The sequence below is a fragment of the Lysinibacillus sp. FN11 genome (genome assembly GCF_024628845.1).
In the GTDB taxonomy this organism is placed as follows: Bacteria; Bacillota; Bacilli; order Bacillales_A; family Planococcaceae; genus Lysinibacillus; species Lysinibacillus capsici.
Genome location: NZ_CP102383.1, coordinates 1,947,652 through 1,969,969, shown reverse-complemented (window position 1 = coordinate 1,969,969; position 22,318 = coordinate 1,947,652). Strand labels below are relative to the sequence as shown.

Genomic DNA, 22,318 nt, shown 5'->3' with positions numbered 1-22,318 from the left:
ACCTCAATACTTAAATTACTGGTAAACTATACATAAAACAAATATATAATTATTGCTTATTCATAAATATTATTTATGGATAGAAAGGTTGGAATGGAATGAATTTACATGCATTGAGGATCTTTACGAATGTAGCCAAGCTTGGGGGAATTACTGCAGCAGCGAATAGTATGCTACTAAGTCAACCTGCTGTTACCATACAAATTCGAAAATTAGAGAATGAAATAGGGGCAAAATTGATTGAAGGTAAAGGGCGTGGAATTCAATTAACGCCAGAGGGGAAGTTTTTATACGAGCAAGGCATGCGTTTATTTTACTTAGAAGCACAAATCGATGAGAAGCTTGGTAAGTTTTTAGCAAAGGAAGACAAAATACATATTGCGTCCTCTTACATCCCCATTAATTATATACTTCCGCCTATCATAGCTAAATACAAGCTAGCGCATCCTCAAATTGAATTTTTTGTATCGTTAGGCAATGTTCAATCTGTGGAGGAGCAAGTTCTGAATTATGAAGTAGATTTTGGTTTTGTCGTTCAAAGTAAAATTGGTCATGAAGATTTACAATTTGAAAAGGTATTGGATATCCCTTTTTGGTTTATAGTCCATCCGTCACATCCTCTCGCAAATCAAACGGTCACCATCTTTGAATTATCGAACGAGGACTTTATTTATCGGGAACGTGGTAGCTCGACACTCGATTTATTGGAGTCCATATTTTACACGTTTAATGCACCATTACCTAAATTAGGACTTCAAATGCAGGGCCTACATGAATCCATCAAAGTAGTGGAAGCAGGGTACGGCATGACTTTAGCTCCGTCCTATAGTGTGGCTGAAAGTATAGCAAACGGGAAACTTGCTCAAGTGTATGTTGAGCAGGCAACTATTCAGCAAAGTTTATTTATTTGCTCTCGAAAAACCGATCTATTGGAGCAACCATTTTTGCAATACTTAAAAACGCATTTAAATGCATTAAACTAACCACTATAATCTTCTTTTGGCATAAATAAGACTTCTCTAAATTTAAGTAAAGAATTTAGAGAAGTTTATTTTAATATGATAATAAACACAGAAAATTCAGAAAAATATTGTTATAAAAGTATTTTTCCCTCTATTGAAACAACTGCTGCTCCTGCTACTTCAATAACAGCGTTCTCCCCATCAGGTGTAATCGTGACATAAAGAGTCCCAGGTCTATTAATCGTATGTCCTTGCCCAATCACTAATTGATGTTTTTCTTGTGGAGCTAGTATATTTTCTAGATATAAATAACCGCCTAATGCACCGTTTGCTGCCCCCGTAACTGGATCTTCATCAATCCCTATATTTGGGCAAAAATCTCTTGTATAAATATCAAATTCCCCATTTGTGTCAAAGGTAAAGAGGTGAGTGGTTGATATGTTAAAATGATTGTTCATCTTTTTAAGCTCATTTAATTTAGGTTCTGCTTGATCAATTGCTTGACGTGTTTTAACGGGAACCATAAGATGTGGCACCCCTGTGTTCGCTACTTTTATCGGATATCGATCATCAATGTCCGTTTCCTCTATACCCACAAGGTCAGCAACGACTTCAGGGCGAATGTCTATACTTTTTACATGGGGACGTACTTGAGTCATGGACACGCTCGTTAAGTGATTGTTTTCCGTAATCCATTTTACAGGAATGAGTCCAATGTTTGATTCAAAGATCATTTTCTCGTCCTTATCAATCCAATTGTACTTACTAGCCATTAACCATGCTGTACCTAACGTAGCGTGACCGCAAAAGTCAACTTCTTTTGTAGGAGTAAAATATTTTATTTGATAATCTGCATTGTCATTTGTTGATGGTAAAAGAAAGGCCGTTTCCGAAAGGTTTAATTCATTGGCTATGTTTAGCATTTCCTCATCTGTTAAATTTTCTGCATGAGGTATAATGCCAGCTGGATTTCCTCCAAACGTTTCTGTGGTGAATGCATCAACATAAAAAAACTCTACCACTTTTTTCATTGTTATATCTCCTCCTTCATTCTAAGATTATTGTATTATGATAGAATTGATAAGTAAAATTCATGTTTTTGATCATCAACATGAGGAAGTTGAATGGAAAGTTAAATCTTATACGGAGGTTAGCTTGTGAACCTTTTGCAAATAGAAATATTCGTCAAAGTAGTCGATATTGGGAATTTCACAAAAGCAGGAGAAATATTGGCGATGACACAATCGGGCATAAGCCATAATATCGCTTGTTTAGAGTCAGAACTCGGCATTAAACTTTTGAATAGAGGAAGAAATGGCATCTCATTAACAGATAGTGGAGAACGCATCATCAACAATATGAGAAACATCTTATCCGAAGCAGAAAGCATTAAACAAGAAGCCGCTTCTATTTTAGGTATACAAAACGGAAAAATAAATATTGGTAGCTTTTCAAGTTTCGCCTCAAAAGTGTTGCCAACGATCATATCAAGGTTTAAAGGAGAGTTTAAGGGAATTGAAATCAATTTTTATGAGGGGAGCTATGACCAAATTACACGTTGGGTAGAAGAGGGGAAAGTGGATATAGGTTTTACATCTTTAAGTAACCCTATGGATCATTTGGAGGCTATTACCATAGTAAGAGATCGATTAGTAGCAATCGTACCGATTCATCATCAACTTGCCATAAATGAACAAATAAAAGCGGAAGATCTTCAAGGGGAGGCTTTTATTATGCCCCAGCTAGGATGTGAAGTAAGTGTTAAGAAGTTTTTACAGAAACATGAGGTATCCCCAAACATACAGTTTAATGTGGAAGAAAATCAAACAATCATTGCAATGGTATGTGAGGGATTAGGCATTACAATCATACCAGAACTAGCTTTACCCTTTAATTTAGAAGGTACCATTGTAAAACCTCTCTTACCCGAACCTTTCCGAGAAATAAGCATTATTACTCGCTCAAAGAAGCAATCCCTTCCCGCTGTCAAAGAGTTTATAAAAACAACCATGGATTGTATTAAAGAATTACAGCTATAATAAGAGTTCTATGTCCATTATGATTGTTCAGCATTATTGTCCTTTTGTAGAAGAATAATATGTACCTACATAAGAGCATGTTTTGATTCATTTTTCAAGACATGCTCACATCAAGGCGATGATATTTAGTAAAGAACACGCCATAAATAGAAGGTAGCGTAGGATTCCCAGTTTTTCCATGGTTCTGATAGCTCTAAGATTTCCTCTTTCGTAGGCTTTCGGTTCATATTACGTAATGATTTTATTGAATTAATCAGACCCACATCATCGATTGGAAAAGCTGTCTGAAACCTTAGGCAACGCATTAGCACGTAGTTGGCTGTCCAAGGTCCGATTCCTCGTATTTTGATTAAGCTTTTTTCTGCCTCTTTAAAATCCATTTTCTTTAATTGTTCCTTCGATAAATCTCCGTTTGCCATTAGTCTTGCAATGCCAATAATATATTCACTTTTTTTAACTGTCATTTTAATAGCTGCTAGGTCAGTAGGTGTTAACTGTGCAATTCGTTCGTACGGAGGGAATATCCAATACTTTTTACCATTCCATTCGATAGAATCGCCAAAGCTTTCTACAAATTGTCTCTTTAAAGTGTAGGCAAAGGCTAGGTTAATTTGTTGCCCTAAAACGCCCCAGCATAATGCTTCAAATAAATCGGGAATGCCGATAACTCGTAATCCAGAGTATTTTTGCGCAGGTATTTTAAGTAATGGATCTGTATTTGCCATTTCATAAAATGGCGTTAAATCGTTATCAAGATCAAACCATTCTTGAATATATGTTACAATTTCTTGCCGCTCCCACTTCTCAATAGGTCTAGAATCATTTAGGAATTGAACAACCATTTGTTGATTATCAATTACGCTTATCTGTACTAAAGACTGCATTTCTCCAATGGCTATCACTTTTATGATGATATCGTTCTCTATTTCATACATGCATTCATTTTTTTCTCTTGTTAAATAGCCTAGATTCGCATTCATATCAAAATTTTCTGGTAAGGTAATGATCATCACATCATCAACGTCATGCCATATCACTTTTTTATTCTCCTTTTCAACATACACAGTTTGTTAGTTTACTTTAGCATAAAAGTAGCTTTACTCATTTTGTTATCTTGCTATTACATTCTAAACTCCTTATTTTTTTCTATTGATGAGGTTATAGTGTTAGTTATTAAGAAGGCTAAGGAGGGAATAAAGATGGTCCAAGATATTCAAACACGTGTCGAAAGCCTAGCTTGGGATTCCATTCAACAGGAACTAGATAAGCAAGGATTTGCAAAGCTTCCAGCGATCTTAACAAAAGAGGAATGTGAATTCTTAATAGGGTTGTATGGTACGGAAGAGCCATATAGAACGACCATTAATATGACGAGGTATCGCTTTGGGGAGGGGGAATACAAATATTTTTCCTATCCATTGCCTGAAATTATCCAAAGTTTAAGAGAATCCTTTTATCAAGAATTGGCCAAAACAGCCAATCGATGGTTAGGTTATTTAAAGAAAACAGCACAGTTTCCAGCTCAGCTTCAAGATTTTTTGAACACCTGTGAAGAAAATGAACAAACTAGACCGACACCTTTACTCTTAAAGTATGAAACAGGTGGCTTTAATTGTTTGCATCAAGATTTATATGGCGATATCTTCTTCCCGTTTCAAGTAGTATTTGTATTAAATCAACGCGAACAAGACTTTTTTGGTGGAGAATCACTCCTAGTGGAACAAATTCCACGTGCTCAGAGTAGGGGACATGTCATTACGTTAGATCGTGGCAGTGCGCTGATCTTTCCTACGAACCATAGACCTGCTCAAGGTAAAAGGGGATATTATAAACATACAGTTCGTCATGGAGTAAGTACGATTACTGCTGGAGAACGATACGGTCTTGGCATCATTTTTCACGATTCTAAATAAAAAAACTTCAATATCTTGCTATTCCATATCCAGAATTGTACATGGTGAATTTTTAGGGAGTATATTGTAAGGAGAGGTGAGATAAATGCATGAGCCTATGAATGATGAAAATAAAATTTTAAATAATGTAGAAATGATGACAGATGAAAAGTGGCAAGCTATTATCACGAATGATACAGCGTACAACAATCAATTTTTTTATGCTGTCAAGTCAACAGGGATATTCTGTAAACCATCCTGTAAGTCTCGCGTTCCGAAAAAAGAGAATGTATGTATTTTTGCAACCGCAGAACAAGCACTCCGCGCAAATTTTCGCCCTTGTAAACGTTGCAAGCCTACTAATGAAAATTTGCCTGATAGCGAGTGGGTTGATGTTATCACAGCATACATTGATCAAAACTTCACTGAAAAATTAACACTAGAATCACTAGCAATGATTTGTCATGGGAGTCCCTATCATATGCATCGAACATTTAAAAAGATTAAAGGCATGACGCCCGTTGAGTATATACAACAAGTTCGCGTACACGCGGCTAAAAAGTATTTGATGCAGACGAATAAAGCAATAGGCGATATTGCCATATGTGTGGGTATGGCGAATGCGCCCTATTTTATTACTTTATTTAAAAAGAAAACAGGTCAGACCCCAGCGCAATTTCGTCAAATGAGAAAAATGGAGGAAATAAATGATGGAAACAAACAATAAACCAACCCTTTATTGGTCTTTACTCAAGTTTGAGGATTGGCATTTTTATATTGCTGCTACCTCCAAGGGCCTTGTGTTTGTAGGTTCACAGAACAAACCATTCGAGGAAATGGTTGAATGGGCGAAGAAACGCTTTCCAGAAAGTCCTCTTGTTGAAGATGAGGAAAAGCTTGAACCCTATGTCAATGAAATCATTCAATATCTAGCAGGAAAGAGGAAAACCTTTACTGTCCCATTGGAGTACAAAGGTACGCCATTTCAACTAGCAGTCTGGCAAGCACTTTGTGAAATTCCTTATGGGCAGACGAAATCCTATTCAGACATTGCCCATGCTATAAATAAACCAGCAGCTGTTCGTGCTGTGGGAGCGGCTATTGGGGCTAATCCAGTGTTACTTACTGTACCGTGCCATCGTGTAACAGGAAAGAATGGCTCTTTAACAGGCTATCGGGGCGGATTAGCAATGAAAAAATTGCTTTTGGACCTTGAAAAGCGAGGTTCGTCTAGCAATGCGTAATACTTACCGTACATGGAATGGGGGTTCCGTATGAAATGTGAAATCCTTTATAAAAATCCAAAAACCATTCTGAATAAAGGGACTGGCTTTCTTTCTGGCTATACGCATTCACTCAATCCTTATACAGGCTGTTCATTTGGATGTTCCTATTGCTATGTACGTCAAATGCCTGTATCTCTTTTTCGAGAAGGGGAATGGGGAAGTTGGGTAGATGTTAAAAACGGTGCAGCGAATGTATTAAAAAAGGAGCTTCATCGTGCCAAAGCCAAAGGGCCAGTAACCATTTTTATGTCTTCAAGTACAGACCCGTATCAGCCAATAGAGCATAAGGAAAAAGTGACGCGATCTTTACTAGAAATTATGCTAGAGGATCTCCCTGACTTTTTATTTGTACAGACGAGAAGTCCACTTGTCAGTCGAGATATTGATTTACTGCGACAATTTAAAGATAAAGTGCGGGTAAGTATGACAATTGAGACAGATTCGGAAACGATACGTAAACATTTTACGCCAATGGCACCTCCAATCCAGGCGCGTTTTAAGACATTGGAAAAATTAGCAGCTGCGGACATACCGACCCAAGTTGCTATCGCTCCCATTTTACCAAGTGGAGAATATTTTCCTTTGAAATTGAAGCAACTCGTCGATCGAATATGTATAGATGACTACTTCATGGGAGATGGCAGTGGTGGAAAACGCACAAGAAAACTGGAGATTGGGAAAAAATATGACCAACTTGGTTTAGAAGAATGGTATGGACCAGATGTAATAAAAAAAGTATATAACCGATTTATTGAAATCTTTCCAGAAGATCATGTTTATATAAGCCAGACTGGGTTTGAGCCGTAAAAATAGTGAGTAAAGTGCAAAAGATGTATTATAAAAATAGCCCCAATACCCTTCTTTACTGAAGTGAGTATTAGGGTTTTTTCACATGATAATATTATTAACGTTTGTTTTCATTTTGAATTTGACTGAAATCTACTTCTTCAGCAAACTCTTCTCTGTTTTTACGTTCATTGTTAGCATTTTGATTTTGATTCTGCTGTTTTTTGTTGTCTTGCGTTTTATTATTTTTATGTTTATTATTTCCCATTTTCATCTCACCTCCACCATTAGTGTGAGTGGAAGATGTTTTTTTATCCGTAGAACTTACAATTAATTCTTCAAGTAATGTGCTTTACTTTATGAAGAAGTACCTATAACTGGAAAAGTGGTATACGGTTCAAACTAGGGGTAGATTTGAATTACGACATTGACAAGTCGAGAAAATAATTATTGTAGTCGATGTGAATGACTTTGGGGATAGTAAAACCTATATGCACAAAAGGATTTTCTACATATATCCAAGATTAATCCGTCCTATATAAATTGATGCATACAGGAATGTCCTATATCTGTAAAGGATTTAAAAGCGAGTCATCCTGTTTAGATAGGCTTTATCTCAAGTGGTTTCCTGTATTAAAATAATATAAGATGATAGTAAACAGGCGATATTTTTCATTAACCAATGAAACGGTATCCGAAGTTGTGTAGAATGGTAATTCGCCAACAACAACGAATAGCACTTAAGGAGGCATCGTAGTGGACCAACACAAAATAATTATTACGCAATATAACCCCCAATACGCTGAACAAACAGTTGCTATGTGGCGAGATAGTAAGGAAAAGGCGATTGGTCAGAAAGAAATTCACACCTTTGAAAGTCATGTATATTTCTTAAATCATCTATTAGCTGAACAGTTTCACATCGATTTAGCGTTAATGGATGAAAACGTAGTTGGAATGATTGCCTATAACGAAGAGGAAATAAGCCAACTATATATTCATGTTGACTATCAAGGGATGGGCATAGGGCATACATTACTAGATAAAGTAAAAGCTCAAGCAAATGGGCGATTAACTTTATACACATTTGAGGTCAATGAAAATGCTCAACGATTTTATGAAAAACAAGGATTTAAAATTATAGGTAGAGGTCATGAAAATGAAGAAAATTTAGCTGATATTCAATATGAATGGATAGCCAAATAAAAGATATAACTAACGAGTTACTAAAAAGCGTTGTACAGATTTTGTATATACGCTTTTTTGTTTTTGAAAAGATTTAAAAATGATGAAGAGGCAAACAATCTCTTTTAATGATCTTAGGAGGTTAATCAGTATCATCTGGTATAATAGAAAATAGATTTTTTTAGAACGGAGTAATTGATATGAATGGAGCGCAAAAAGCATTTTTTGAAGAAAAGGAGCGTTCACTTGGCGTTTATCTAAATGATGTGCAGAAGCAGGCCGTATTGCAAACGAATGGACCGTTGCTACTATTGGCATCTCCTGGTTCAGGAAAAACGACGACGATTATTATGCGTATTGGCTATATGATCGAGATGCTTGGTGTCAAGCCTGCTCGCATTAAGGCTGTTACGTTTAGTAAGGCATCAGCAAATGATATGAGGGCACGTTTTGCAAAGTTTTTTCCGCATTTGCCACCAGTTGATTTCTCGACGATTCATAGTTTAGCATTTCAAGTGGTGCGGGAGACACTTGAACGCCAGGGCATTTCGTATGGGATTATGGAAGAAGCGGACAAGCCTGGTGTTATGTCAAAAAAACGAGTGCTTCGTGAGATTTTTGAACAATTAAATGGCTTGAAAATTACTGAAGATCAGTTAGAAGAGCTACTGACGTACATAACGTTCATCAAAAATAAAATGTTGCCAGAACAGGAATGGGCAATGGCAGAAGTAAAGGTGCCAAAAAAAGTCGAGATTTTGCAGCGATATGAGGAATATAAACGCACAGGTTGCGATCGTTTGCTTATTGATTTTGACGATATGCTGTTAATGGCGAATGATATTTTTACGAAAAATCGAGAGGTGTTGGCGCAATATCAGCGTCGATACGATTTTTATTTAACGGATGAAAGTCAGGATACATCGCCAGTTCAACACGCGATCATCGAGAAGCTCGTCTCAGTCCATCAAAATTTATGCGTTGTTGCTGATGAGGATCAGGCTATTTATAGCTGGCGTGGTGCAGAGCCAGATTATTTATTGACTTTCCAAAAGATTTATCCAGACGCACAAGTTTTACTAATGACACAAAACTATCGTTCATCTGCCTCGATTGTAGCGCCAGCCAATCTGTTCATTCAGCGCAATAAAAAGCGATATAACAAACAAATGTTTACGCAAAATCCTGCAGCAGAGCCAATCTCGTTTAAAATCCTAGAGAATTACAGCTTACAGGCCAAATATGTAGTGAATCAGTTAAAAAGCTTGTCTAAGCTTGGCTCAACGGCTGTTTTATATCGAAATAATACGTCAGCCATTCCACTTATGGACGCGTTAGATAGAGCGGGCCTGCCTTTCTATATGAAGGATTCCACCATACGCTTTTTTACGCATTGGGTCGTGGAGGATATTATGAACTTCATGCGTCTAGCGTACAATACAAAAAATATCTCGATATTTGAAAAAGTTTACAGAAAAATGAATGCTTATATTACACCAACGCAATTAAAGGCACTACAGAAAGTGCCAGAGGATGGCTGTGTATTCACACTTTTATTAGAGCATGTGGAGCTAAAGGATTATCAGCCTGAATATATTAAGCGAATTCGCCAAACGTATGATAGCCTTCAATTTGATCAAACAACACCAACAGCCATGCTAGAGCATATCCGTTATGATTTTGGTTATGAGCGTGCCTTAAAGAAAATGAGCGAGGATCTCGGTTTTAATTATGAAAATTTACTAGATATTGTGGATGTACTTGGACTAATTGCTCGCCATACGTCGACGATGACTGAATTTGCGGGTCGTTTGAAGTACCTTGAAAATTTAGCACGTACATCTCATCTGAAAAATGAAATGAATGCCATTACATTAACAACCTTACACAGTTCAAAAGGCTTGGAATTTGATCGTGTGTATTTGATTGACTTAATTGATGGGATTTTACCTAGTGAGACGGAAGAAGCAATAGAGGAAGAAACAAGGCTCTTTTATGTCGGTATCACACGTGCGATTCGCCATTTGGAATTAATTTCGTACAGCAAGCGTTTTAAAGCAAGTGTGGTGCCATCAATATTCATGAAAGCGTTAAAGCAAATCGTTTCACCTCAGGAATTACCAAAGAAAGCGTCGAAAAGTCCGAGGAAAGCATTGAAGCAATACCGTAATGATCGGACAATTACAACGGAGTCAGCGTTAATCGTTGGCTCAAAGGTGAAGCACGTGATGTTTGGAGAAGGCAAAATTTTGGACGTTACAAGTAACACAATCAAATTGTCATTTGATGCAGGGATAAAGCAGTTTATGATGGATACATGTTTACAGCAAGGCTATTTAGAAGTGGTGGAAGATTAATGCAGCGTATTCGAGATTTTTTCGAATACGCTTTTTATAGTAGTGCAAATAATATCTAATTCTTATTTTTTCTTTCTATAAGATAAATATTCTATAAATCTCTTTGCTGCAAGTGAAAGCGATTTTTGCTCTCTCATCGCAATCCCAATAGTTCGAAATGCAGGTACTTCAAGCTCTTTCGCGATAATTTGGTAAGGAATGCGTTCTAAAATCAGTTCAGGTAATATACTGATTCCTAACCCGTTTTCCACCATTGACATAATGGCATAGTCGTCCCATGTTGTAAAAGAAATGTGCGGCGAGATATTGTGCTTGTCAAAAATTTCGGAGATTTCAGCTTTTGCGCCTTTTTCTAAAAGCATGAATGGACTGGTCAATAGTTCACTTAAAGGAAATTTATCGCAATCAGCAAGAGGATGATCCTGATGAATGACGACCAACAAACGGTCTTGCTCTACAAAGATTGTTTCCATTTCAGCTTTTGTTGGCAGTCGTAAAAATCCAAAGTCGACCCTACCTTCGATAATCCAGCTTTCGATTTCGGTGTAATCTCCTAATAGTAACTCGAAATCAATCCCTGGATAATCCTGCTTAAAGAATTTGATCATATAAGGTAGCCAATGGGTTGCTACACTAGAAAATGTACCAATTCGAATGATTCCAGATTGGATATCATGTAAGTCATCGATCTGCATCATTAACATTTCATGCTCATTGCATATACGCTGTAATTGGGGCAGTAACTTTAAGCCATCAGATGTTAAGCTGATTCCGGTACGACCTCTTTCAAAAAGGGATATTCCCCATTCTGATTCTAAATCGTTGATCATACGGCTGATGCCAGACTGTGTATAGTTTAATGCATCAGCAGCTCTTGTAAAGCTCCCATACTCTACTGCTTTGACAAAAGCCATATATTTTTGGATATTCATAACGCTATCCTCCCTTGCATGCTATTTTGTTATAGATAACATGACAAACATTCAATTTTGTAATACTTAGGTGTATGCTATGCTATTCCCATTACAAAAGCAAGTGGAAAGGAGTGGGACAAAAGGAAGGAAAAAGCATCTAATCGTATCTATTAAAATGCGGTAGGTTAGGGAGTAAACCATGAAATCTAAATTTCAATTTATCGTATCGATGATTATTTTTGGCACCATCGGTTTAGTTGTGCGTTACATTGATTTAGCGGCGAGTGAAAGAGCTCTACTAAGTAGTTTCCTAGGATGCTTATTTTTACTACTCATATTCTCCATTATGAAGAAAAAAATATCCTGGAATTTAGTAAAAACGAATGCTTTATTTTTGATTTTCTCAGGCGTTGCATTGGGAGGAAACTGGATTTTTCTCTATCAATCCTACGACCACACATCACTTGCCAATGCCACGCTAGGGTATTACTTTGCACCAGTATTTGTAATGATACTTTCACCTGTTGTACTTAGGGAACAATTATCCACTAAAAAAATAATCTGCATTGTCATTGCAATGATCGGTATGATAATGATTGTAGGAGAAGGGGTGAGTGCATCGGAATCAGATGATTTCCTTGGACTTATCTTTGGATTGATTGCAGCAGCTTTTTATGCTGCATTGTTACTTTTAAACAAATTTATTAAAGAGATGGACAAGCTAGAGCTGACCATTATTCAACTTGGAACGACTGCATTATTACTGCTGCCGTATGTTTTTTTGACAGAGGGCTTTGGGATTTTTGGATTATCAAGCGCATCTATTCCTTTTATTTTAATTTTAGGTATCGTTAATACAGGGATTGGATTTTGGTTGTTTTTCTCGGGAATGGAGAAATTGAAAGGGCAGAGTATTGCGATGCTCAGTTATGTCGATCCTTTTGTAGCTATTTTGATTTCTGCAATGATATTGCAAGAGCAAATGACCCTAGTTCAAATTATGGGCGGGGTATTCTTATTAGGTTCTACCTTTGTTAGCGAAATTCGATCCTTTAACTTTTCAAAACAACTCATGAAAAAACAAATAGAGTAACAATTTATCACGGGAGACTTAAATCGATATGACATGGTATTTAACATTTATAAAAGTTATTCAATTACTAAGACAACAATCAGCCAATTTTATTTGGACTGATTGTTGTTTTTTTAAACTCTCCATTATTCTTTCTAGTTTGATAAGATGCTTGTGCTCCTTGATGAGTTTTCTCCGAAACATTGATTGCGATTATACGATTTAGCTAAGAGAGTTTAATAACTTCAATATATCGATACATACCCTTTAACATAACAGATTCATCTCTTATAATTTTGAGCCTATGATCATTTTGGTTAAACAACTCCTCAAAACTTCGACCAATATCTGTTCCTAACATACTTATAAATGGCCTTACCAATTTTTTTGATAGCGTTAGTTTTTGATTTTTAGGAGCAAATTTATCAAAGATAAGAATTCTACCATCCTTCTTTAAAACTCGTATCATCTCTTCAAAGCATTTATTTTCATTAGGAACCACAGAAAGAATTAAACTAGCTACAATATAGTCAAATGATTCATCTGCAAAAGACATTTTTTGAGCATCCATTTCTAAAAAATTGATAGAAGAGTGCTCGAATTTATGTTTAGCTTTCGCTAGCATATCAGGAGAATAATCAATAGCTGTTATATCATAATCAACATAGTTGATTAATTCTAAATCAGCACCAGTACCAATACCTACATAGAGGATTTTGCTTACGCTGAAAAGGTACTTCTTGAAAAATCCTCTTTCTAGTCTTTAAAAAAGCACCTGTGTTAAAAAGTTTATCGTAAAAGGAAGAGCCAATTTTATAGATAATTTTGTTCCACGTATTATTCAATGCTACATCCAACCTTTCTACAGAGCGTATGAGCTTCTAAAATCCTGTGTCCTCTTCAAAAATAGGAGTGACCCACGCAATATCTTTGTCATCATGTCAAAATATAATAAAATCCCCATTAAAATCATAATTCATCTGCAGAAACGTAATTTGCCAATAAATAGTGACAGCTTAAGAAAGGGAAGTGAAAAGCCAAGTACATAAATAAGTATGTATAATAAGCCTTTAACAGGGTTTGTTAGCCCTAAAGCCATTACTACAAGTGTCCAGCCAGTTGCGAAACCTGTCCCAAATTTAAACTGATATTCCTTTTCAGAAAGTAAAAAATCTAACTTGAGGATGCCTACGTTTATTAGCTGAAGAGAGACCCATATTTTTAAAAATTTTTGACAGACATATTAGGTAGTGCTAGTATGTTTGACACACATATTAGTGATATCGAATATGATAATATCAGAACATATTAGCTAAGTTAATATGAATTGGAGGAGATTTTGTGACAGAAAAAAATATTGATTTAAAAATCAAACTAATTCATGGATTTTCAAATAAGGTAAGACTACAAATTTTAGGGTGTATCAAAGAGAAAGAGAAGACAGTATCTCAAATCGTCGAGGAATTAAAAGGTAATCAGTCTAATATCTCTCAACACTTAGCCTGTTTAAAAGGTTGTGGCATTATTGTTGGTCGTAATGAAGGAAAATATTGCTACTATAGTTTGAGAAATGAGCGTATTCGCGAACTTCTTGAAATGTTTGATACTGTTTTAGAAGATGTTTATGCTGATGTCGCGTGCTGTGTAAGCCATGTAGATTAAAGAGAAGTTAAAAAAATTAGAAACACATTCCAAAATATATAGGCAAGGTTTGTAGTACTGAGTAAGATGGGAAGTACACTCACTAATCGGGTTAGTGGTCGTAAAGGTTTGATCAAGGTTAATCCAAAGTAAAAAACTACCTGATGTAGTGTAATGTTAATTTGAATAGAAATTAAAAAAGGGTTACTGAGGTAATGTAACCCTTAATGAGGGAGGTTGTGACGGTCAACCAACGCCACAACCGTATAAGTGCGTGCGATACACTCAATATTAATTTGTGCAAGCAAAGCCTAATTATACATAAAAAAAGCAGCGTCGTCACACGCTACAGTAATTTAATGAACATTTTTAGGAAGAATAATCAAAAAAATTTTTTCAAATGGACTTGATAAACATATTATGTGATTCATAAAGAGTTTAACAAATATTATGAATGGAACCAGGCTATTAAATAAATGTTCGATACAGAAGAAAACTTGGGTCCAAAAGGTTGTAAAGATCAATTTACTTACTAATTTTTTGGTCAAACTCATATTCTGACAGTATGTTTTTGGTGAATTTTAGTAATTTACTTAATATGTGAGCTAATAATAATAAGTGTTATACCCGTAAATAAGCAAATGATTCTTGTCACAGGTATTTTATCTGCTAGTCCAAATAATGCAATTGCTGTCGTTACGATTAAAACGGTTGGCCCAACCAAAGCAAGCATTGTGTTAATATAAAATGCTTTTTCTAGATTATTTAACTTTAGCATCAACAATCCAGCACTTACTTCAATACTCCCAGACAATACACGTAAAATAACCATAGCAAGAACCGACTTTTCAATAATTGTCATCATCCTATCTTTATAGAAAATTTAATATAATTCCATCATGAATGGAATAATAGATGTTTGTTTTAATGAAATATTAACATCAATATATGTATGATTCGTATCTAATATTCTTGTTAGATTATGCTTTAATCCTTAGACTAGGAGTATAATTAAAGATTGTTTCAATGTTTAGATTTAGCATAATAAATGAGCTGTGTTTCTATAGTTGAAACATGGCTCATTTTTTATGTTTAATCCCTATTTATATTAATGATCAATTAGAAAGCTATCAAAAAAAATTCTAATTCTTATATCACTCCCTCTGCATATGCATATATTCTCCATATTTATAGTCTATACTTTATTTTCAAATGGGCTATAGAAAGGTTGAGTGAGCGTATTTGTTAGAACAATTAAATTTAATTCTTGCATTTGGTGCTGGATTATTATCATTTGTATCACCTTGTTCATTACCTTTGTATCCTGCTTTTCTATCTTATGTAACAGGAATATCTTTTAATGAACTCAAAGAAGAAAAGGGGATTTTAAAGCGGAAATCTTTGATACATACCCTGCTTTTTTTACTTGGTTTTTCTATTATTTTTATGGCATTAGGTTTTTCAACTTCTTTTATCGGACAGATTTTTATTCAGTATAAAGAGTTACTAAGACAAATTGGAGCAATTATCATGGTCTTTTTTGGATTAGTTATTCTAGGCTTTTTTAAAATTGACATTTTACAATCTGAAAAAAAGATAAATTTTAAAAAAAGGCCCAAAGGATATTTTGGTTCGGTACTTATTGGTATGGGTTTTGCAGCTGGATGGACACCTTGTACTGGACCAATTCTTGCAGGAGTAATAGCTTTAGGAGTGTCTGATCCTGGGAAGGGGATGTTGTACATGCTATTTTATGTGCTAGGTTTCTCTATACCTTTCCTAATAATGTCTTTATTTATCGGAAAAATGAAGTTTCTTCAAAGAAAAAATGGACTGTTTATGAAAATAGGTGGTGCAATAATGATTGTGATGGGGGTTTTATTGTACTTTGATATGATGACTAAGATTATTGCGTTTTTAACACCGATTTTTGGAGGATTTACTGGTTTCTAGTTTTACATATATATGAGAGGAAAGAACCTAACTTAATATGGATAAAAAAAAGAGAAGATTTCTTATGCGTTCAATTATATTAATTGTATTATTTGGGGCAATATTCTTCACAGTTTATACAACTTTATCTCAAGATAAAAATGAAGTATTAAAAATAGGGGATGAAGCTCCAAATTTTACTCTAGTTGATATGCAGGGTGATAAACATAGTTTGGAGGAATACAAAGGACAAGGCGTCTTTTTAAACTTTTGGGGGACTTGGTGCAAACCTTGCGAAAGGGAATTTCCAATTATAGATAGATATTATAATGAATATAAAGAAAAAGATATACAGGTATTAGCTATAAATATAGCAGAATCCGACTTCGTGGTTCAAAATTATATCGACCGAAAAGGTCTAACTTTTCCAGTTTTAATTGATAAAAATAAAAGTGTAATGGAAGCATATAATATCAATCCATTACCAACGACTATTCTTATTAATTCTGAGGGGAAAATAGAAAAAATAATCACTGGAGAAATGAAAGAACAAGATATAAAGAGTTATATGGAACTAATTCTACCAGACTAAATAAAGATTCTTACTATTACTAAAGTCAATTTTGAGTAATTCAAAAATTTAAAACTGCTGCGAGTTGGAGGACAATGGTGGAGAAATAATAATGAGTCTTGTTACATCAATTTCTTTCTGCAGGTGCAGCGAAGACAAAATGAAGGGGATGAAAGGGGTAACTGCGAGAATTGATTTCGCAGAAGATATGGTTGACTACACTTCAACTACTGGTGAAAAAGTAACAAATCATAAATGACTAACGGAAAGTGAATTATCTTCTCCGTATTAAATACTCAGAGGTGTTCGACGAGTCAATTTTGACAAATTGAACATCTTTTTTATGTAGAAATTCTAAAAATCCAGTTTAATTTTATCCATAATTATTCGCTTATATTCATTTTGAATCATGTAATAATAACGGAGGAGGTATGTGGAATTAGAAGGATTATTAGCAGTTATTAATGGTACTATTATCTATGGGAAATACTACTATGGAAGTAATGGATCCACGTAAGGGAATGATAACATTGGATAAGGGAGCATTTTTTAATAGTTATGAAGCATTAGGCGAACAGTCAGTTGTTGTTTATTAACAATAGTTCATTATATGCAAGTAATAGGTTAAAAAAGATAGCGTTTAATCATGGAAGAAAAATTACTTCAATTACTAGAACAAGCTGGTTTATTTGCAATTTTGGTTAGTTTCATGATAAATACTTTGGTTAGTATTATAGGTGTACTACCAAGTGTTTTTGTTACAGCCACTAACCTTGTGTTTTTTGGCATATTCAACGGTTTGCTGATTTCTATTATCGGTGAATCGCTTGGTGCAGTTATTAGCTTTATTTTATACAGAAAAGGAATCAATAAATGGAAAAGACCGTTCGTATTGCACCCTAAACTTTTAAAATTAAAGGAGTTGGAAGGATCTGATGCATTTTGGATAATTGTCAGTTTAAGGATTTTACCTTTTATGTCTTCAGGTCTTGTGACTTTTACTAGTGCATTTTCTAAGGTGTCTTTAGGCACATTTGCGCTTGCAAGTACTATTGGGAAAATACCAGCTTTAATCTTTGAAGCAGGAGCCATATATGGTTTTATGCAAGTAAATTTAATATGGAAAATTGTAATAAGTATCTTATTAATGTCAATTATCATTTTGATTTGGAAAGTTAAGAAATAAAAAAAATCATATCAAAGTTTTCTTTGATAGAGTGGTTAATATTCGTCTCATCAAATCCATAAATTCTCCATATTTCTTTGTTATAGTGCCTATGTAAAGAATAAAAGGAGGAGACATAATGAAATCTAAACTTTTGATTACTTCATTATTAGTAGGCGCTATTATAATTGGAGGATGTAATTCGGAATCTAATAATAATTCAAATATGGACCATTCTTCTATGTCTGGTATGGACCATTCCAATATGAGTGATGAAGAAATGAAAAACATGGAGGGTATGGATAATAAAGATAGTAGCATGGAAAATGGTCATGCGAGTCATAACAATCCATTAGCATTAAATAATTCAACTGGGGAAAACGAGCTTGCGGTCCCACCTATTATTGAACCTAAAAATGGAATTGTTGATATTACTGCTCAACAAGGAACGACAGAAATCTTTAAGGGAACTAAAACAGAGACATATGGATATAATGGTTCCTTTTTAGGGCCAGTGATTCGTATTCATAAAGATCAAACGGTAACGTTTAGAACAAAAAATGATTTATCTGAACCAACAACATTTCATTGGCATGGATTAGAAATCCCCGGTAATGGTGATGGCGGTCCACATCAAGTCTTAGGGGCAGGTGTAACAGAAGATGTGAATTTTACAGTTAATCAAGGAGCATCTACACTGTGGTTCCATCCACATCCAGAAGGTGCTACAGCAGAGCAAGTATATAAAGGTTTAGCTGGTTTAATTTATATTGATGATAAAAATTCGCAAAAAATCAATTTACCAAACGAGTATGGTGTGAATGATTTTCCCTTAGTATTCCAAGATAGACAATTTACTGAAGAAAAGCAATTAAATTATCAAGCAGTCCTTAATGAAGATGGTACAATAGGAGATACTCTGTTAATTAATGGTACTTTGAATCCTAAACTTACAGTCGGTAAAGAAAAAGTAAGACTTCGATTATTAAACGGTTCTAATGCTCGTAATTATACGTTTAAATTGAATAATGGTGCTACATTCCAACAAATTGCTACTGATGGAGGTTTTTAAATCAACCTACTGAAATGAAAGAAATTACCTTAACACCAGGTGAGCGAGCAGAGGTAATAGTAGACTTTTCAAAAATGGATGACAAAACTGATATAGCATTAATAAATGAAGAAGGGATTACCCTTTTACCATTTAAAATTGAACAAAAAGCTGCAAGTACAAGTAACATTGCAAAAAAATTAAATGATTTTGGTGTTACGGAAGAGGAAAAAACCTTACCAGTTACAAAGAAACTTGAACTTTTTGGTATGGGCACAATGGTTTCAATCAATGGTTCACAGTTTGATATGAATCGCATTGATTTCACTCAAAAACAGGGAGAGACTGAAATTTGGGAAATTTATAATAAACCTGATATGATGGGGGGCATGACACATCCTTTCCACATACATGGCACTCAATTTAAAATCGTGTCGATTGATGGGAAAGAACCTCCTTTAAATTTAAAAGGGTGGAAGGATACGGTTTCAGTTGAAGCTGGTCAAACTGTTAAATTAGCAGTGAAGTTCAATAATAAGGGCATTTACATGTTCCATTGCCATGTCCTTGAACATGAAGAAAATGGGATGATGGGTCAAGTTGAAGTAAAATAAAAATAGATACAATTTTAAAAACCTCCAACTATTTTGGAGGTTTTTAGATGTCATTCAAGAGCAGATGTTAAACTACTTAAAACACCAGACAAGATTATTTCGTGCCATTTAAATGTTTCTAAATCATAGTATACGACTGTGCTGTTTTTGCGGTACAAGGATAGCTAACTGGGCGGAACAATGGGATTAAAATAAAAATTGCCAAATTCAATTTTAGTATCAAGGAATTACGGTTTTTTTCTTAACCTTGTAATTCTGCATTTTCTTAAACTACATCAAATTGTATGTGTAACATATTGCTTAATCGAAGTGCAAAATACTCCTGAAGCAACCCGTCCTAGATTAGAACGGGTTAGCTCAACTGAGATTATAACATTAGCTATATTATCACTTTATATTACTTCATCTGGTGGTTGTGTCTTTCTCCAGCCATAAAACTGCATAACGTCTTTTGATCATATAAAACATTTCAATTTCCACCTTTCATGTTTTTTAATTAACAAGATTAATATTGACGAATACGAAGATAATCGTCAATTTTTTTCGGTTCTCTTCAAAGATTTTTTTCACATATTCATCATGAAGAGCTTTCTCAAGAGAAATCTCACGTTTTGTAATAGTTATCGTGAGCGCAAAAAAGTTTAATATCATTTAATATCACCTCCTTAAATTGCCAAGAAAAATGTAAAAAACCGTAGAGAGACTCCTCTACGGTGAAAAAAGGCACAAAAATACCGCAGGGGCACACTTCTCCCTGCGGTATGGGTATGCTTATTTACAAAAAAACCTTAAGCGATCCATTCCGATGCGGTCGAATGTGTGATTTTCATTTTTAATGAAGTTGTAGCTACCAATGACATCAATTTAACGATAACGATCATTTTATTCGACCTCCTTAAGAATTTTTTGTTTACTTTGTAAGTATATCTAAATTTAAGTTGTTTGTAAACATCTTTTACAAAGCTTTCCTAATTATTGAAGTGTGAAGCGTTATGAATGCTACGGTACATGGGGAAATCCAAACCCGATGTATGACTACAAAATGAAAAAGCATTAGCAGATCACATTGAGTATGGGATCCCAGACATTAATAATTAGCTTTGGCTGAATTACAGAGAGAAAACCCTTCAACAAAGCTAGTGTGGATTATGCATAAAAAGTCTGTAGAAGAAGCCTATGGCGGCGAAGAAAAAGATGCTTTGGCAGCACATGGCACACTCGGTGTTTCACGGATTAATATATTCAGGTAAAGTTGAAGTAATAACACCTTTCTATATCTCACAGGTGAAGAAAGATGAGAACATCCATATTGTTGGTACTATAAACGGAGAACAAAAAGTATTAACAAGATTTGAAGAGCTTATTGTCAATGTATTGTTAATTTTGATACACTGAATTTTAATAAAAAGTATTTTGAAAAAAGATTTGATTATGATATTACAAAATCTAGTAGAGGATAGAAATGAAGCTGAAGTTCGGTTAATAATAGATATTGCGAATGAAGTATTTAATACGTATGAAAAAAAGAGAAATACTCAGGAAATTAATTATATTTGAGACTTCCATAATCCACTCAGGTAGAGAGGTATTTTTTTTTATTATTTTATTTGCATTTTGCAAGTAATTACGTTATAAATATTTTACATAGCGTTTTAATTGAAGGGAAATGTTAAGACAAAATGAGTATCTTGAACATATTTATTTTACATTAATACTTGCATAATACAAATAAAAAAGGGAGGAATAAAAATGAAAGATATACTAGAAACTATCGTAATAGGGGGAGGGCAGGCAGGGCTAGCATCAGGTTTTCATTTACAGAAAAAAGGTCTACGTTTTTTAATATTGGAGGCAAGTAATCAGATTGGGGGATCTTGGCCAAGATATTATGACAGTCTTAAATTGTTTTCTCCAGCAAGTGTTTCCTCTTTGCCTGGTATGAAGTTTCCTGGAACTCAGAATCGCTATCCGAAAAGAGGTGAAGTTATTCAATATTTGCAGGAGTATAAAAATAAGTTTCAATTACCTGTTTTAATTAATCAGAGAGTAGATTTGATAGAGAAAAACAAACTAGGTTTTATTATTCGAACAGTCACAGGGGATATATTTCAAGCTAGAACAATCATAAACGCTACAGGCTCATTTAATAACCCTTTTATTCCTAAAATTAAAGGAAGAGAAGTTTTTCAGGGGAAAACTCTTCACTCTTCAGAGTATCAAAATACACTGCCATTTCATAACACAAGGGTAATTGTAATTGGCGGAGGAAATTCGGCTGTGCAGATTGCTGTTGAATTGTCTGAGGTGAGCAAAACTACTCTTTCAGTACGACAACCAATAAAATTTGTAAAACAACGTTTACTTGGACTGGATATACATTATTGGTTGAAAATAATTGGTTTTGATACCTTTCCTTTCTGGCGCTTTGGAAAAACGGCACCCAGATCAAATGCTGTGAATGATACAGGTGGATATAAAGATAGAATTAGTAAGGGGAATCCAGAACAACGTTTAATGTTTACTTCTTTCTATGAAGATGGAGTTATTTGGCCGGATGGAGAAAGGGAAACTGTAGATACTATTATCTATGCCACAGGATTCAGACCATATTTACCCTATATGAAATTACTCGGTGCATTGGATGGGGAAGGAATGCCTTTACAAAAGGCAGGTATTAGCAGTATCCCTGGATTGTATTTTGTGGGACTAGAAGGACAACGATCATTTGCATCTGCAACTTTAAGAGGAGTGGGAGAAGATGCCGAGTATGTGGTGAAAAAGTTACTTCATCACTTGAAAAGTAACTTTTGAAGTAAGGAAAACATCTTCAAAAAAAGTTAAATATATTTTA

21 protein-coding genes and 3 pseudogenes are annotated in these 22,318 nt (G+C 34.8%); 17 read left to right on the top strand and 7 right to left on the bottom strand.

The window, feature by feature from the left end; translation table 11 throughout:
- The first annotated feature begins 98 nt into the window (after positions 1-98).
- Positions 99-983, top strand: coding sequence for a LysR family transcriptional regulator (locus NP781_RS10550; RefSeq protein ID WP_257522225.1), 885 nt, complete (start codon positions 99-101; stop codon positions 981-983).
- 110 nt (positions 984-1,093) lie between these two features.
- Here NP781_RS10550 and NP781_RS10545 read toward each other — a convergent pair whose 3' ends face one another.
- A complete protein-coding gene (locus NP781_RS10545) occupies positions 1,094-1,993 on the bottom strand; it encodes a PhzF family phenazine biosynthesis protein (protein ID WP_257522224.1) in 900 nt (299 codons plus the stop codon).
- 126 nt (positions 1,994-2,119) lie between these two features.
- Here NP781_RS10545 and NP781_RS10540 point away from each other — a divergent pair, with 126 nt between their 5' ends.
- Positions 2,120-3,001 (top strand): LysR family transcriptional regulator, encoded by an 882-nt coding sequence (locus NP781_RS10540; RefSeq protein WP_257522223.1) that lies wholly within the window; start codon positions 2,120-2,122, stop codon positions 2,999-3,001.
- Between the two features lie 125 nt (positions 3,002-3,126).
- On the opposite strand, the gene NP781_RS10535 is transcribed toward NP781_RS10540, so the two are convergent.
- A complete protein-coding gene (locus NP781_RS10535) occupies positions 3,127-4,038 on the bottom strand; it encodes a DNA glycosylase (RefSeq protein WP_257522222.1) in 912 nt (303 codons plus the stop codon).
- Positions 4,039-4,200: 162 nt separating this feature from the next.
- On the opposite strand from NP781_RS10535, the gene NP781_RS10530 reads away from it, so the two are divergent.
- From NP781_RS10530 to NP781_RS10515, 4 genes are all read left to right on the top strand, one after another.
- The gene (locus NP781_RS10530; RefSeq protein WP_257522221.1) at positions 4,201-4,914 is read left to right on the top strand and encodes a 2OG-Fe(II) oxygenase; all 714 of its coding nucleotides are present in this window, start codon (positions 4,201-4,203) and stop codon (positions 4,912-4,914) included.
- Between the two features lie 85 nt (positions 4,915-4,999).
- Positions 5,000-5,620 (top strand): bifunctional transcriptional activator/DNA repair enzyme AdaA, encoded by a 621-nt coding sequence (locus NP781_RS10525; RefSeq protein WP_221683318.1) that lies wholly within the window; start codon positions 5,000-5,002, stop codon positions 5,618-5,620.
- Positions 5,604-6,137, top strand: coding sequence for a methylated-DNA--[protein]-cysteine S-methyltransferase (adaB, locus tag NP781_RS10520; RefSeq protein WP_221683343.1), 534 nt, complete (start codon positions 5,604-5,606; stop codon positions 6,135-6,137). The genes NP781_RS10525 and adaB overlap by 17 nt, the downstream gene beginning before the upstream one ends.
- 30 nt (positions 6,138-6,167) lie before the next feature.
- The gene (locus tag NP781_RS10515) at positions 6,168-6,986 is read left to right on the top strand and encodes an SPL family radical SAM protein (RefSeq protein WP_221683317.1); all 819 of its coding nucleotides are present in this window, start codon (positions 6,168-6,170) and stop codon (positions 6,984-6,986) included.
- A gap of 97 nt (positions 6,987-7,083) precedes the next feature.
- Here NP781_RS10515 and NP781_RS10510 read toward each other — a convergent pair whose 3' ends face one another.
- The gene (locus NP781_RS10510; RefSeq protein WP_016992948.1) at positions 7,084-7,233 is read right to left on the bottom strand and encodes a hypothetical protein; all 150 of its coding nucleotides are present in this window, start codon (positions 7,231-7,233) and stop codon (positions 7,084-7,086) included.
- A gap of 488 nt (positions 7,234-7,721) precedes the next feature.
- Between NP781_RS10510 and NP781_RS10505 the strand changes: the two genes are divergently transcribed.
- Both NP781_RS10505 and NP781_RS10500 read left to right on the top strand, forming a co-directional pair.
- Complete coding sequence (locus NP781_RS10505) at positions 7,722-8,171, top strand: GNAT family N-acetyltransferase (protein WP_221683316.1); 450 nt, start codon at positions 7,722-7,724, stop codon at positions 8,169-8,171.
- Between the two features lie 179 nt (positions 8,172-8,350).
- Complete coding sequence (locus tag NP781_RS10500) at positions 8,351-10,507, top strand: ATP-dependent helicase (protein ID WP_257522220.1); 2,157 nt, start codon at positions 8,351-8,353, stop codon at positions 10,505-10,507.
- A 62-nt stretch (positions 10,508-10,569) separates the two neighbouring features.
- On the opposite strand, the gene NP781_RS10495 is transcribed toward NP781_RS10500, so the two are convergent.
- Positions 10,570-11,439, bottom strand: coding sequence for a LysR family transcriptional regulator (locus NP781_RS10495; RefSeq protein WP_257522219.1), 870 nt, complete (start codon positions 11,437-11,439; stop codon positions 10,570-10,572).
- A gap of 181 nt (positions 11,440-11,620) precedes the next feature.
- Here NP781_RS10495 and NP781_RS10490 point away from each other — a divergent pair, with 181 nt between their 5' ends.
- Positions 11,621-12,514: a DMT family transporter gene (locus NP781_RS10490; RefSeq protein ID WP_257522218.1), complete on the top strand. Its 894-nt coding sequence runs from the start codon at positions 11,621-11,623 to the stop codon at positions 12,512-12,514.
- A 205-nt stretch (positions 12,515-12,719) separates the two neighbouring features.
- Here NP781_RS10490 and NP781_RS10485 read toward each other — a convergent pair.
- Positions 12,720-13,338: pseudogene (locus NP781_RS10485) on the bottom strand (class I SAM-dependent methyltransferase).
- A 496-nt stretch (positions 13,339-13,834) separates the two neighbouring features.
- Between NP781_RS10485 and NP781_RS10480 the strand changes: the two are divergent.
- Positions 13,835-14,155 carry an ArsR/SmtB family transcription factor gene (locus NP781_RS10480; RefSeq protein ID WP_257522217.1) on the top strand — a complete coding sequence of 107 codons (321 nt, stop codon included), beginning with the start codon at positions 13,835-13,837 and terminating at the stop codon, positions 14,153-14,155.
- A 568-nt stretch (positions 14,156-14,723) separates the two neighbouring features.
- Here NP781_RS10480 and NP781_RS10475 read toward each other — a convergent pair.
- Positions 14,724-14,999 (bottom strand): YqhV family protein, encoded by a 276-nt coding sequence (locus NP781_RS10475; RefSeq protein WP_009371666.1) that lies wholly within the window; start codon positions 14,997-14,999, stop codon positions 14,724-14,726.
- Between the two features lie 377 nt (positions 15,000-15,376).
- Here NP781_RS10475 and NP781_RS10470 point away from each other — a divergent pair, with 377 nt between their 5' ends.
- From NP781_RS10470 to NP781_RS25620, 5 genes and pseudogenes are all read left to right on the top strand, one after another.
- A complete protein-coding gene (locus tag NP781_RS10470) occupies positions 15,377-16,087 on the top strand; it encodes a cytochrome c biogenesis CcdA family protein (protein ID WP_257522216.1) in 711 nt (236 codons plus the stop codon).
- A gap of 64 nt (positions 16,088-16,151) precedes the next feature.
- A complete protein-coding gene (resA, locus tag NP781_RS10465) occupies positions 16,152-16,658 on the top strand; it encodes a thiol-disulfide oxidoreductase ResA (protein ID WP_257522215.1) in 507 nt (168 codons plus the stop codon).
- 139 nt (positions 16,659-16,797) lie between these two features.
- Positions 16,798-16,896 (top strand): annotated as a pseudogene (locus NP781_RS10460) (DUF1541 domain-containing protein); the annotation flags it as partial.
- A gap of 387 nt (positions 16,897-17,283) precedes the next feature.
- A complete protein-coding gene (locus NP781_RS10455; protein WP_257522214.1) occupies positions 17,284-17,823 on the top strand; it encodes a TVP38/TMEM64 family protein in 540 nt (179 codons plus the stop codon).
- A 118-nt stretch (positions 17,824-17,941) separates the two neighbouring features.
- Positions 17,942-19,467 (top strand): annotated as a pseudogene (locus NP781_RS25620) (multicopper oxidase family protein).
- A gap of 492 nt (positions 19,468-19,959) precedes the next feature.
- On the opposite strand, the gene NP781_RS10440 reads toward NP781_RS25620, so the two are convergent.
- The gene (locus tag NP781_RS10440; RefSeq protein ID WP_257522211.1) at positions 19,960-20,118 is read right to left on the bottom strand and encodes a YrzI family small protein; all 159 of its coding nucleotides are present in this window, start codon (positions 20,116-20,118) and stop codon (positions 19,960-19,962) included.
- 525 nt (positions 20,119-20,643) lie between these two features.
- Between NP781_RS10440 and NP781_RS10435 the strand changes: the two genes are divergently transcribed.
- Together NP781_RS10435 and NP781_RS10430 are read left to right on the top strand one after the other, a co-directional pair.
- Positions 20,644-20,862: a hypothetical protein gene (locus NP781_RS10435; RefSeq protein ID WP_257522210.1), complete on the top strand. Its 219-nt coding sequence runs from the start codon at positions 20,644-20,646 to the stop codon at positions 20,860-20,862.
- A 354-nt stretch (positions 20,863-21,216) separates the two neighbouring features.
- Entirely contained in the window at positions 21,217-22,278 is a 1,062-nt protein-coding gene (locus NP781_RS10430) for a flavin-containing monooxygenase (RefSeq protein ID WP_257522209.1), read from the top strand.
- Positions 22,279-22,318 lie beyond the last annotated feature (40 nt).

What these genes read in the sequence shown, in the direction of transcription:
- NP781_RS10550 (WP_257522225.1), top strand. Translation starts at nt 99, where the DNA reads ATGAATTTACATGCATTGAGGATCTTTACGAATGTAGCCAAGCTTGGG.
- NP781_RS10430 (WP_257522209.1), top strand. Translation starts at nt 21,217, where the DNA reads ATGAAAGATATACTAGAAACTATCGTAATAGGGGGAGGGCAGGCAGGG.
- NP781_RS10545 (WP_257522224.1), bottom strand. Translation starts at nt 1,993, where the DNA reads ATGAAAAAAGTGGTAGAGTTTTTTTATGTTGATGCATTCACCACAGAA.
- NP781_RS10495 (WP_257522219.1), bottom strand. Translation starts at nt 11,439, where the DNA reads ATGAATATCCAAAAATATATGGCTTTTGTCAAAGCAGTAGAGTATGGG.
- NP781_RS10455 (WP_257522214.1), top strand. Translation starts at nt 17,284, where the DNA reads ATGGAAGAAAAATTACTTCAATTACTAGAACAAGCTGGTTTATTTGCA.
- NP781_RS10440 (WP_257522211.1), bottom strand. Translation starts at nt 20,118, where the DNA reads ATGATATTAAACTTTTTTGCGCTCACGATAACTATTACAAAACGTGAG.
- adaB (WP_221683343.1), top strand. Translation starts at nt 5,604, where the DNA reads ATGGAAACAAACAATAAACCAACCCTTTATTGGTCTTTACTCAAGTTT.
- NP781_RS10530 (WP_257522221.1), top strand. Translation starts at nt 4,201, where the DNA reads ATGGTCCAAGATATTCAAACACGTGTCGAAAGCCTAGCTTGGGATTCC.
- NP781_RS10500 (WP_257522220.1), top strand. Translation starts at nt 8,351, where the DNA reads ATGAATGGAGCGCAAAAAGCATTTTTTGAAGAAAAGGAGCGTTCACTT.
- NP781_RS10510 (WP_016992948.1), bottom strand. Translation starts at nt 7,233, where the DNA reads ATGGGAAATAATAAACATAAAAATAATAAAACGCAAGACAACAAAAAA.
- NP781_RS10525 (WP_221683318.1), top strand. Translation starts at nt 5,000, where the DNA reads ATGCATGAGCCTATGAATGATGAAAATAAAATTTTAAATAATGTAGAA.
- NP781_RS10475 (WP_009371666.1), bottom strand. Translation starts at nt 14,999, where the DNA reads ATGATGACAATTATTGAAAAGTCGGTTCTTGCTATGGTTATTTTACGT.
- resA (WP_257522215.1), top strand. Translation starts at nt 16,152, where the DNA reads ATGCGTTCAATTATATTAATTGTATTATTTGGGGCAATATTCTTCACA.
- NP781_RS10435 (WP_257522210.1), top strand. Translation starts at nt 20,644, where the DNA reads ATGGCGGCGAAGAAAAAGATGCTTTGGCAGCACATGGCACACTCGGTG.
- NP781_RS10490 (WP_257522218.1), top strand. Translation starts at nt 11,621, where the DNA reads ATGAAATCTAAATTTCAATTTATCGTATCGATGATTATTTTTGGCACC.
- NP781_RS10515 (WP_221683317.1), top strand. Translation starts at nt 6,168, where the DNA reads ATGAAATGTGAAATCCTTTATAAAAATCCAAAAACCATTCTGAATAAA.